At 68.4% G+C, this 10931-nt stretch carries 12 protein-coding genes and 1 pseudogene; 9 read left to right on the top strand and 4 right to left on the bottom strand.

The features are described 5' to 3' along the window. The 7 genes from AC1D1S_RS15355 to AC1D1S_RS15325 all read left to right on the top strand — a co-directional run. On the top strand, positions 1 to 204 hold a 204-nt coding region (locus AC1D1S_RS15355; RefSeq protein ID WP_476994843.1), incomplete at its 5' end, for a tetratricopeptide repeat protein. Beyond that, positions 204 to 1304, top strand: a complete 1101-nt coding sequence (locus tag AC1D1S_RS15350) for an NADH:flavin oxidoreductase/NADH oxidase (protein ID WP_243181265.1) — start codon at positions 204 to 206, stop codon at positions 1302 to 1304. The genes AC1D1S_RS15355 and AC1D1S_RS15350, both read left to right, overlap by 1 nt. 119 nt (positions 1305 to 1423) lie before the next feature. Beyond that, positions 1424 to 2239: an ABC transporter ATP-binding protein gene (locus AC1D1S_RS15345; protein ID WP_243181266.1), complete on the top strand. Its 816-nt coding sequence runs from the start codon at positions 1424 to 1426 to the stop codon at positions 2237 to 2239. Further along, positions 2221 to 3792 (top strand): transporter, encoded by a 1572-nt coding sequence (locus tag AC1D1S_RS15340; protein ID WP_476994842.1) that lies wholly within the window; start codon positions 2221 to 2223, stop codon positions 3790 to 3792. The genes AC1D1S_RS15345 and AC1D1S_RS15340 overlap by 19 nt, the downstream gene beginning before the upstream one ends. Positions 3793 to 3850: 58 nt before the next feature. After that, on the top strand, positions 3851 to 4633 hold the full coding sequence (gene nagB / locus AC1D1S_RS15335) for a glucosamine-6-phosphate deaminase (RefSeq protein WP_476994841.1): 783 nt from the start codon (positions 3851 to 3853) through the stop codon (positions 4631 to 4633). 60 nt (positions 4634 to 4693) lie between these two features. After that, complete coding sequence (locus AC1D1S_RS15330; protein WP_370122952.1) at positions 4694 to 5011, top strand: DUF3039 domain-containing protein; 318 nt, start codon at positions 4694 to 4696, stop codon at positions 5009 to 5011. A gap of 214 nt (positions 5012 to 5225) precedes the next feature. Beyond that, entirely contained in the window at positions 5226 to 7013 is a 1788-nt protein-coding gene (locus AC1D1S_RS15325; RefSeq protein ID WP_476994840.1) for a DEAD/DEAH box helicase, read from the top strand. A 140-nt stretch (positions 7014 to 7153) separates the two neighbouring features. Here the strand turns inward: AC1D1S_RS15325 and AC1D1S_RS15320 are convergent, their stop codons facing one another. The 3 genes from AC1D1S_RS15320 to AC1D1S_RS15310 all read right to left on the bottom strand — a co-directional run bounded on the left by AC1D1S_RS15320 (position 7154) and on the right by AC1D1S_RS15310 (position 9605). Beyond that, a complete protein-coding gene (locus AC1D1S_RS15320) occupies positions 7154 to 7501 on the bottom strand; it encodes a hypothetical protein (RefSeq protein ID WP_223915998.1) in 348 nt (115 codons plus the stop codon). 76 nt (positions 7502 to 7577) lie between these two features. Then, on the bottom strand, positions 7578 to 8276 hold the full coding sequence (locus AC1D1S_RS15315; protein WP_476994839.1) for an isochorismatase family protein: 699 nt from the start codon (positions 8274 to 8276) through the stop codon (positions 7578 to 7580). After that, the gene (locus AC1D1S_RS15310) at positions 8277 to 9605 is read right to left on the bottom strand and encodes a nicotinate phosphoribosyltransferase (RefSeq protein WP_476994838.1); all 1329 of its coding nucleotides are present in this window, start codon (positions 9603 to 9605) and stop codon (positions 8277 to 8279) included. A 37-nt stretch (positions 9606 to 9642) separates the two neighbouring features. On the opposite strand from AC1D1S_RS15310, the gene clpS reads away from it, so the two are divergent. Both clpS and AC1D1S_RS15300 read left to right on the top strand, forming a co-directional pair. Continuing rightward, positions 9643 to 10008: an ATP-dependent Clp protease adapter ClpS gene (gene clpS, locus AC1D1S_RS15305; protein ID WP_243181271.1), complete on the top strand. Its 366-nt coding sequence runs from the start codon at positions 9643 to 9645 to the stop codon at positions 10006 to 10008. Further along, a complete protein-coding gene (locus tag AC1D1S_RS15300) occupies positions 10001 to 10561 on the top strand; it encodes a DUF2017 domain-containing protein (protein WP_243181272.1) in 561 nt (186 codons plus the stop codon). Before clpS ends, AC1D1S_RS15300 begins: the two co-directional genes overlap by 8 nt. Positions 10562 to 10566: 5 nt before the next feature. Here AC1D1S_RS15300 and AC1D1S_RS15295 read toward each other — a convergent pair. Continuing rightward, a pseudogene (locus tag AC1D1S_RS15295) lies at positions 10567 to 10886 on the bottom strand (EAL domain-containing protein). Positions 10887 to 10931 lie beyond the last annotated feature (45 nt).

The following is a 10931-nucleotide window of genomic DNA, read 5'->3' as shown; positions in this document are numbered from 1 at the left end:
GCCCAGCTCGGGGTTGCGGACCTGGATATCGCCGGCGGCCACATCGAGGACGGCCTTGGCCGGATCGTGACGTTCATTGGCCGCAACTTCGGCCCGGAACGGGAGACCGCCCGGGTGAGGCTGCTTGAACTCTTCGACGTCGTCGGCACCGGCGACGACCGCGTCGCCAAGGCCCGCCAGGGGCTGGCCCGGGTGCTGTTCTAGTGGGATCGGCACTTTTCGCGCCGCTGGATCTGAGGTCCCTGCGGCTGCAGCACCGTGGCTGGGTGTCCCCGATGTGCCAGTACAGCTGCGACCCGGAAACGGGGGAGGGCGTGCCCACAGACTGGCACCTGATGCATCTGGGCTCCTTTGCCACCGGGGGAGCGGCCCTGGTCCTCACCGAGGCCAACGCCGTGAACGCCGCGGGCAGGATCAGCCCCCGCGACGCCGGCCTCTACAACGACGACCAGGCCGCAGCCTGGGAACGCATCACCGCCTTCGTGCACCGCCACGGCACCGCGGAGACCAAGATCGGCACCCAGCTGGCGCACGCAGGCCGAAAAGCGTCCTCCTACTGGCCGTTCTCGGGCAAGTTGGGCAGCGTGCCGGCGTCCGAGGGCGGCTGGGACACCGTGGGTCCTGGCACCGGCGCATTCGACGGCTACGCGCCGCCGTCGGCCATGACGGAAGCGCAGATCGACGGCGTGATCGCCGATTTCGCCGCGTCCGCCGTGCGGGCCGTCGACGCAGGGTTCGACACGATCGAAATCCATGGCGCGCACGGCTACCTGCTGCACCAGTTCCAGAGCCCGCTGGTCAACGACCGCACGGACCGCTGGGGCGGGGACGAGGCGGGCCGGAACCGATTGACGCTTGCCGTGGTGGACGCGGTCCGCGCGGTCATCCCGGACTCCATGCCCCTGCTGCTGCGGATCTCGGCCTCGGACTGGGCGCCGGGCGGGATCGAGGCCGACGCCTCGGTCCGGATGGCCGCTGCCGCCGCCGAGCGCGGGGTGGACCTGGTGGACGTTTCCAGCGGCGGGGCCGTGGCGCACCAGCAGATTCCCGTGGGCCCCGGCTACCAGACCGGGTTCTCCGCCCGGATCCGGCGCGAAACCGGGGTCAGGACCGGCACGGTGGGACTCCTGACGTCCGCCGGGCAGGCCGAGCACGCGGTGGCCACCGGCCAGGCGGACGGCGTGTTCATCGCCCGTGCCGCCCTGCGGGATCCGCACTGGTGGCTGCGGGCCGCGTTTGAGCTCGGCCATGACCTCGCGTGGCCGCCGCAGTACGAGCGCGCCCTGCCCCGGCATTCGTTCTAGAACCGGCATCCATTCCAGAACCGCATTCATTCCAGAAACAGCTGTGCCGGTTCCCGCGAGTGAAAACGTACGCCTTGCGGACTATCCTTTTCGCGCCGTCCGGCGGTTAGTCTGGCGTCATGACATTCCAACCCCCTGGCCAGCAGGGACAGCCAGCCCCGGCCGGTCCGTCGTCGCCGCCGGTTCCTGCCCTGTCCCTGCTTGGCCTCGCCAAGCGCTTCGGCGACAAAATCGCCGTCGATGGCATCAGCCTGGACGTTCCGGCCGGCTCCTTCTACGGAGTGGTCGGGCCCAACGGCGCCGGCAAGACCACCACCTTGTCCATGGCGACCGGCCTGCTGCGCCCGGACTTCGGCACCGCGCTGGTCCACGGCGTCGACGTCTGGCAGCATCCGCTGGAGGCCAAGAAGCTGATGGGGATCCTGCCCGACGGCGTCCGGCTGTTCGACCGCCTCAGCGGCGAGCAGCTGGTCACCTATGCCGGCCTGCTGCGCGGGATGGACCGGGAAATGGTGGCGTCGCGGGTGGCGGAACTGCTCGCTGCCCTGGACCTGGCCAATGACGCCGGCACGCTGGTGGTGGACTATTCCGCCGGCATGACCAAGAAGATCGCGCTGGCCTCGGCGCTGATCCACGCCCCGCGGCTGCTGGTCCTCGACGAGCCGTTCGAATCGGTGGACCCGATCTCCGCGGCGAACATCCGCGACATCCTGGACCGCTACGTTTCCTCGGGCGGAACGGTCATCGTCTCCAGCCACGTCATGGACCTGGTCCAGCGCATGTGCGACCACGTCGCAGTCGTCGCGGGCGGCCGGGTCCTCGCCGCCGGGACTGTGGAGGAAGTCCGCGCCGGCGCCACCCTCGAGGACCGCTTCGTGCAGCTCGTGGGCGGCCGGAACCACACGGAAGGGCTCGAATGGTTGCGCACCTTCTGAGGCTCAAGCTGACCCTGCTGCGCAACAGCGTCCGGCGCAGCCCGTGGCAGCTGGTGGGCCTCGGGATCGGCGCCCTGTATGCCCTGGGAATCGTGGCTGTTTGCGTGGCCGGGCTGTTCGTCCTGCGCGGGGTGGAGATTGAACTCGCCCAGACCGTGGTGGTCCTGGGCGGCGCCACGGCGCTGCTGGGCTGGGCCGTCATTCCCGTCGCTGTCTCCGCCGCGGACATGACGCTGGACCCTGCCCGGTTCACCACCTTTGCCGTGCCCATGCCGCAGCTGCTGGCCGGGCTGGCGCTCGGCGGCCTGATCGGCATACCAGGTCTCGCCACCTCACTCGTTGCGCTCGCCACGGTGGGCACCTGGTCCCGCAGCCTGCCGGCCGCAGCCGGCGCCCTCGTCGGTGCCGTGCTGGGCGTGCTGAGCTGCATCGTTCTCTCCAAGGTCGTGACCACGGCCACGGCCGGACTGGCAAGCTCCCGGCGCTTCAAGGACATCAGCTCAGTCGCCTTCCTCATCCCGCTCGTGCTCACGGGACCCATCGTGGCGGGCATCGCGAGGGGAATCGCCGGTTCCGGCGATTTCCTGACCGGCCTGGCCCGGGCCCTGTCCTGGACGCCGGCCGGGGCGGCGTTCTCGCTCGGCGGCGAGCTGGCTGCCGGCAGCTACGCGGCCGCGACCGTGAAATTCCTCATCGCCGCGGCCACCCTGGCAGGGCTGGCGCTAGCGTGGAAGGTCCTGCTGCAGCGCGCCCTGGTGACCCCGCCCTACGCCGGGACATCCAAGCGGCGGACTGGCGGCACGGGCCTGTTCGGGTTGCTCCCGGCGACACCGGCCGCCGCCGTCGCCGCGAGGTCCCTGTACTACTGGCTGCGCGATCCCCGCTACGCCGGCGCGCTCGTGGTCGTTCCGCTCCTGCCGGTGCTGTTCCTCTTCCAGGGCAGCCAGAGCGGGTTCTACGGCCCGTTCCAGTTCGTCGGGCCGCTGACGGCCTTCCTCCTGGCGTGGTCGATCTCCACGGACGTCTCCTATGACAGCACCGCCTTCGCCCTGCACGTAGCAACGGGGGTGCGCGGCGCCGACGACCGGCTCGGCCGTGCGCTGGCATGCCTGAGCTTTGCGCTGCCGGTGGCGGTCCTGTTCAGCGTCGGGCCGTTCTTCTTCACCGGCGACTGGGACAAGCTGCCCGCGGTCCTGGGCCTCTGCCTCGGCGTTCTCTTCACCGGCCTGGGCCTGGCCTCGGTGATCTCGGCGCGCTACACCGTGAGCGTCCCGCTCCCKGGGGACAGCCCGTTCAAGAAGCCGCCGGGCAACGTGGCCCAGACCCTCGCCGTGCAGTTCGGCGGCATGGCCGTGCTTCTGGTCCTCGTGGCTCCCGAGGCGGCGCTCGTGGCCGCGCAGTTCATCACTGGGAGCTCCGTGCCGGGCTGGATCGCGCTGGCCCTCGGACCCGTGCTTGGTCTCACACTCTTCGCCGTCGGTGTCCGGACCGGCGGAGCATGGCTGGACCGGCGGGCGCCGGAGCTGCTGGCACAACTGGCCGTCAACCGCTGACGGGTGCATGCTGGGAGTGCGCAGACTCGGACACCAGGTAGGCCAGTAAGGCAGGATCATGGAAGTTGTCATCCTTCCCGGCAGCAAACAGATCGCGTCGCTTGCCGCGGATGCGGTGGAGGCCCTTCTCCGCCGCAAGCCCGACGCCGTCCTGGGCCTGGCGACCGGTTCCACGCCCCTGCCGGTGTATGTCGAACTGGCGGCGCGGCACGAGCGCGCCGGCCTGGATTTCAGCCGGGTCCGCGCCTTCGCCCTGGACGAGTACGTGGGGCTGCCGGCCGGCCACCCGGAGTCCTACCGCGAGGTGATCGCCCGCGAATTCACCGCACGGGTGAACATCAGTCCGGCCAACGTCCACGTGCCCGACGGCGCGGCGGCGGACATCCCCGCAGCCTGCCGGGCCTACGAAGATGCCATCCGCGATGCCGGGGGCGTGGACCTTCAGCTCCTCGGCGTCGGAACGGACGGCCACATCKGGTTCAACGAACCGGGATCGTCGCTGGCGTCCCGGACGCGGATCAAGACCCTGATCGAGCAGACACGCCGGGACAACGCACGGTTTTTCGGCAGCCTGGCCGACGTGCCGCACCACGTCCTGACCCAAGGCCTGGGCACCATCCTGGATGCCCGCCACGTGATCCTGATCGCCACCGGTGCGCAAAAAGCCCAGGCCGTCCGGGACCTCGCGGAGGGCCCCGTCGCCGCCATCTGTGCGGCCTCCGTGCTGCAGTTGCACCCGCACGCCACCATCCTCCTGGACGAGGCGGCGGCGTCGTCRCTGCGGCTGGCGGATTACTACCGCCACAGCTACGACCACAAACCCGCCTGGCAGGGCCTCTAGGCCCCGCCGCCGGCACCCCGCAGGTCCGGCAGCGCCCTTCCAACGGCTAAGATGGGTGTCATGACTAGCATGACCGATCCTCTCGAAAACGATCCGATGCGCGAGCTCTCCGGAGCCGGGACGTCAACGGCCACGATCGAGCGCGAGGAACTGCGCCAGGAAGTTGAGCCCGGTGACCGGGAGCGCTTCTCGCACTACGTGCGCAAGGAAAAGATCATGGAATCCGCGCTGACCGGTGAACCGGTGATCGCGCTCTGCGGCAAGGTCTGGACTCCGGGCCGGGATCCGCAGAAGTTCCCCGTCTGCCCCGAATGCAAGGAAGTCTACGAGGGCCTGCGCCCCGGAAACGACGGCGGCAAGGGCTCCGGCGACAAGTAAAGGGCAATCAACGGAACCAACAGGTTCCGTTAGCCGTCTTCGGACGGCGCTTCCCTATGGCGGCGCGCCGTCGTGCCCCTGATTTTCTGCTTTCCTGATTGCCGGTCCATGCTGTCCGGGTACTGCCTTACGGTCCATCCAAAAAGATTGGTGTTTTTGTGCTTAATTGGGTTTCTCCGTCGGCTGCAGCCATGCGCGGATGGAGGGCGCCTTAATGACGGAGACACTTTTCGGCGGACCCACGCTTCCCCCCGCCTATCCCGAGCGGGCCGCCTGGGGCACCGCCCCCAAGCTGCGCGCCTGGCAGCAGGAGGCGCTGGACAGCTACTTCAGCACCCATCCCAAGGATTTCCTTGCGGTCGCAAMCCCCGGCGCGGGTAAGACCACCTTCGCCCTGCGCGTGGCGTCCATGCTCATCGATTCCGGAGTGGTCAACCGCGTGACCATCGTGGCACCCACCGACCACCTCAAGCGCCAGTGGGCCGACGCCGCTGCCCGGGTGGGCATCGCGATCGACCCGAACTTCAAGAATGCCGACGGCCAGCACGGCCGCGGATTCATCGGCGTCGCCGTGACCTACGCCCAGGTGGCCAGCAAGCCCATGCTGCACCGGGCCAAGACCGAAGCCGCCCGCACGCTGGTGATCCTGGACGAAATCCACCACGGCGGCGAGGCCCTGTCCTGGGGTGATGGCCTCCGTGAGGCGTTCGACCCGGCGGCCCGGCGGCTCTCCCTGACGGGCACCCCGTTCCGCTCGGACACCTCGCCCATCCCGTTCGTGGAGTACGCCGAGGACCGGGACGGGATCCGGCGCTCCAAGGCCGACTACACCTACGGCTACGGCAAGGCCCTGCGCGACCACGTGGTCCGCCCGGTGATGTTCATGGCCTACTCCGGCCAAATGCGCTGGCGCACCAGCGCGGGGGACGAGATGGCCGCCTCGCTCGGGGAGTCGGCCGTCACGAAGGACATCACATCCCAGGCCTGGCGCACCGCGCTGAACCCGGCCGGCGAATGGATCCCCGCCGTCCTGGCCGGCGCGGACAAGCGTCTCAGCGAGGTCCGGCGCAGCGTCCCGGATGCCGGCGGCCTGGTCATTGCCACGGACCACGAGGACGCCCGCGCGTATGCCGGCCAGCTGAAGAAGATCACCGGCGAATCGCCCACCGTCATCCTCTCCGACGACGCGAAGGCCTCCAGCAAGATCGAGGAATTCACCGCCAGCGAGAAGCGCTGGATGGTGGCCGTCCGGATGGTCTCCGAAGGCGTCGACGTTCCGCGGCTGTCCGTCGGCGTCTACGCCACCTCGACCTCCACCCCGCTGTTCTTCGCCCAGGCCGTGGGGCGCTTCGTGCGTGCCCGCAAGCGCGGCGAGACGGCGTCGGTCTTCCTGCCCTCCGTGCCGCAGCTGATGGCCCTGGCCAACTCGATGGAGGCCGAGCGCGACCACGCCCTGGACCGCCCGGAGAAGGAAGACAGCGACGGCCTCTTCAATCCCGAGGATTCGCTCATGGACGAGGCGAACCGCGAGGAGAAGGCCTCCGATTCCCTGATGAAGGGCAAGTTCGAGGCCCTCGACTCCCAGGCGTCCTTTGACCGGGTGCTCTTCGACGGCGGCGAATTCGGCACCGGCGGCGAGGTGGGCTCGGAGGACGAGCTCGACTTCCTCGGGATCCCGGGACTGCTGGACGCTGAACAGGTCGGCACGCTGTTGCGCCAGCGCCAGCACGAGCAGCTGAACCGGAAGAACAGGCGCTCCCCGCAGACTGAGGCAGCCGCGGCTGCGGCCCCGGCCGTGCCGGACCACCGGATGCTTATGGACCTGCGCACCGAGCTGGCCAAAAACGTCGCGGCCTGGTCTGCCCGCACCGGGACCCCGCAYGGCGTCATCCATACCAAGCTCCGGACCGTCTGCGGCGGCCCGGCCGTCGCCCAGGCCAACGAGGAACAGCTGCAGACCCGCCTGCGCAAGCTCCAGGACTGGTTCATCGGCCGGAAGTAGCCCCGCGCAGGCGGTTATGGCACGGGGTTAAGGGCACAGGGTTATGGGCTCAGGCCAATAGGCGCCGGGCAACAGCAGAGGGACCAGTTCACTGTGAACTGGTCCCTCTGCTGTTTACTCTGCTTTGAACTTTGCTTCGGCTACTGGCCGGCGCCGCAGACCTGGCCGTAGGTCTGGCCTGCCGCGGTGTAGTCGGCCTTCATGTCCTCGAGCTTGGCGGTGTCCGGGGAGGGCTTGGCTGACTCGTCGAAGTATTCGATGATGGTCTGCAGCGGGGCCCGCAGGTCCTCGGATGCCGCCGCCTTGATGGGCCGCAGCTGGTTGGCGACCCGGGTCATGCCGGTCTTGTCCGATGTGGCCGACTGGGCGGAGACCACGGTCTTGACCCGGGCGCAGGTTTCCTCGTTGGTCAGCTGCGGCGTGGCAGAGCAGCCGGCCGCGCCGAGCAGCGCTCCGGCGGCAATCAGGACGGTCAGGGTCTTCTTCATGGTGTACTCCGGGGTTCTACGGGTCTGTCGATATGGCAAGACTGGCGATGGGGGCAAGGATTTCGAGTCTACTGGCTCAGAGGACATCGACGCCGCCGAGCTCCATCTCGGCCACGGCATCGTCCAGGTCTTCGGCAATGCCGACCGTCAGGCCGCGCAGCACCGTGACGGAGTAGCCGGCCTGGACGGCATCCAGGGCGGTCGCTTTGACGCAGTAGTCCGTGGCGATGCCCACCACCACGATGTCCTCGACGTCGTGGCTCTGCAGCCAGTCGTCCAGCCCGATCGCGTCCTCGCCAGCGGCGAAATCACTGCCCGCGAMGGGACTCACTGTGTTGTCGGAGTCGTCGGAGTCTCCGGAGTCTCCGGGGCCTCCGGCGCCGGTAACGGGCATGGCGCCGGGCTGGCGGTCACCGGTGGGGACGTCGTCCTCGGGGGCCAGCAGCCCTTCGAAGCCGGAGTACGCCGCGGCGAACTGGCCCTTGCGGAAGTACGCCTGGATGTGTTCGGGATCAAGATCGGGATGCAGTTCGGCCCCGCGGGTGCCCGCCACGCAGTGCCGCGGCCAGCTGTCCACGAGATCGGGTTTCTCCGAGAAGTGCTCACCCGGATCGATGTGCCAGTCCTGGGTGGCCACGACGTGGTCGAACTGGCCGTGGTGGGCATCAACGTACTCGCTGATTTCCCCGGCCAGGCTTGCCCCGCCTGGGACAGCCAGGGCACCTCCCTCACAGAAATCGTTTTGGACGTCAACGATGATCAAGGCGCGGGACATTCAGTCCTCCTCGTAGATGGTGGGGATGGCCGCCTCGCCGCGCTGGAGCCGGTTGACCACCGCGGGAAGCTCCCGCATGGTTTCCGCGTGGCGCCGGCGCGCGCGCTGGACCCCCTCCGGGCCCGTCCACCCGGGGAGGAGCTCGCCGTTCTTGACGAACTGCTGCAGCAGCGGACGGTCGTTGCCGTCGTCCTCCGGGTGATGGCCGACGCCGACGATTTCGGCCGTGGCGGTCCCGCGCTCATTGAGCTTGCGCAGCGCGTACTTCCGGCCGCCCTTGCTGGCCTTGTTCTTGGCGGCCTTGGCGACGGAGATGAAATCGCCGGCGTCGTCGGTACGGCTGACGAGCTTGTAGACCATGCTCGCCGTCGGGGCCCCGGACCCGGTCACGAGCGAGGTGCCCACGCCGTAGGAGTCCACCGGCGCGGACGCCAGCGCCGCGATGGCGAATTCGTCGAGGTCTGAGGTCACCACGATCTTGGTGTGGTCGTTGCCGAGCTCGTCGAGCAGCCGGCGCACCCACTGGGCCTGGGCCACGAGGTCGCCCGAGTCCAGCCGGACAGCGCCCAGCTTGTCCCCGGCGAGATCGACGGCGGTGCGGACGGCCGTTTCGACGTCGTACGTATCCGCCAGCAGGGAGGTGTCCGGCCCAAAGGCGGCAATCTGGGCCTCGAAGGCCTCCCGCTCGGTGTCATGGAGGAGCGTGAAGGAATGGGCGGCCGTGCCCACCGTCTTCAGCCCGTAGCGCAATCCGGCCTCCAGGTTCGAGGTGCTGTCGAACCCGGCAATGACCGCGGCCCGGGCAGCGGCGGCCGCAGATTCCTCGTGCGTCCGGCGCGATCCCATTTCGATGCACGGGCGGGTCCCGGCCGCGGAGATCATCCGGGAGGCGGCGGAGGCAATGGCGCAGTCGTGGTTGAGCACGGAGAGCAGGTAGGTCTCCAGGATGCAGGCCTCGGCGAACGTGGACTCAACGATCAGCACGGGGGAGTTCGGGAAGTAAGCCTCACCCTCCGGATAGCCCCAGATGTCGCCGGAAAAGCTATAGCCGGCCAGGTACTCCAGTGTCTGGTCGTTGACCACCTTGGTCCGGCGCAGGTAGTCCAGTTCCGGCTCGCCGAAGCGGAAGTTCGCGATCCCTTCCAGGAGGCGGCCGGTGCCTGCCACGATGCCGTAGCGGCGCCCGTCCGGGAGCCGCCGGGCGAAGGCCTCGAAGACCGATTTGCGGTGCGCCGCGCCGGACTGCAGGGCACCCTGCAGCATGGTCAGCTCGTAGTGGTCTGTGTACAGGGACGTGCGGGGACGGTCCCAGCCAGCGGAGGTACTCACAAATTCACTCTAGTGTGCATCCCCATAGAATGGACAGATGACCCTCAGCGTTGCGCTCGGCCCCGACACACGGGAGAGTACCCAGACCGGAACAGTGACGTCCGGCGACGTCCTGACCGCCCCGGACGTCCCCTGGAACCTCGTGATCTGGAACGATCCCGTGAACCTGATGAGCTATGTGAGCTATGTGTTCCGCAGCTATTTCGGCTACTCGGAGGCGAAAGCGAACAAGCTGATGATGGAGGTCCACAAGAAGGGCCGCTCGATCGTGGCGCACGGCAGCAAGGAACAGGTGGAGCAGCACGCCGTCGCGATGCATGGCTACGGCCTCTGGGCGACGGTGGAAAAGGCCACCGGCGGCACCGCGGGCGGTTCCGGCAAAGGCAAGGGAAAACGTGGCTAAGGCATTCAAGTACGGGCTCAAGGGCATCAAGGGCCATCTGGAGCCGGCCGAGCGGGAGCTGCTGCGCAGCCTTTTCGATGACGTCATCTCCATGCTGGAGCCGGAGCAGCGCGCCAACGAGGACCCGCTGGCGGCCCTGGTGGGCCTTGACACCGAAGCCCGCGAACCCTCTGACCGCGCCATGCGGCGGCTGTTGCCGAACGTGATGAAGAACGACGACGCCGCCTCCCTGGAGTTCCGCCGTTACACCGAGCGGTCGCTGCGCGAAAGCAAGATCGGCGCGCTGAAGGCGGCCGCACTGAGCCTGGACCGGGACAACCTCGTCCTGACCCCGGACGACGCCCGGCACTGGGCCACCGCGCTCAACGATGTCCGGCTGGTGCTGGCCGAACGCCTCGACATCCGTGACGACGCCGACGCCGACAACATCCACCTCATGCAGGACTGGGCCCAGGCCGAGGACGTCGAAAGCTACCTGGCCCTGGTGTACAACTTCACCACCTGGCTGCAGGAGTCGCTGGTCCAGGCCATGGCGCACTCGCTCGATAGGTAGGGCCGCTAAGCGACAGCGGTGGCGTCAGAAACAGGCACGGACTGTATCTGAGGAAGCTCCTCGAAGGCCGGCTTTGCGAACCAATATCCCTGAAACAAGCGGATGCCGGCCTCCTTCAGAATCCGGAACTCCGCCTCCGTCTCGGTGCCCTCTGCGAGCACCGTGATGTCGAGCTCCTTGGCGATGCCGACGATGCCAGCAACGACAGCCTGGAGGCCGGGCTGGTGTCGATTCCCCGGATGAGCTTCATGTCGATCTTGACCAGGTCCGGCTGGAAATCGGCCAGCAGCCCCAGCCCTGCATGACCGGCACCAAAGTCGTCGATGGCGGTGGTGAAACCATGCTTGCGGTATTCGGTGATGATGGGGCC

It is taken from the genome of Arthrobacter sp. P1_A5, from assembly GCF_056406825.1.
Note: the sequence above shows the minus strand (reverse complement) of the source record. Positions and strands in the feature narration are given on the sequence as shown.

Excerpts from the sequence above, each read along its gene's own strand:
- AC1D1S_RS15345 (WP_243181266.1), top strand. The coding sequence starts at position 1,424 with ATGACATTCCAACCCCCTGGCCAGCAGGGACAGCCAGCCCCGGCCGGT.
- AC1D1S_RS15330 (WP_370122952.1), top strand. The coding sequence starts at position 4,694 with ATGACTAGCATGACCGATCCTCTCGAAAACGATCCGATGCGCGAGCTC.
- AC1D1S_RS15320 (WP_223915998.1), bottom strand. The coding sequence starts at position 7,501 with ATGAAGAAGACCCTGACCGTCCTGATTGCCGCCGGAGCGCTGCTCGGC.
- clpS (WP_243181271.1), top strand. The coding sequence starts at position 9,643 with ATGACCCTCAGCGTTGCGCTCGGCCCCGACACACGGGAGAGTACCCAG.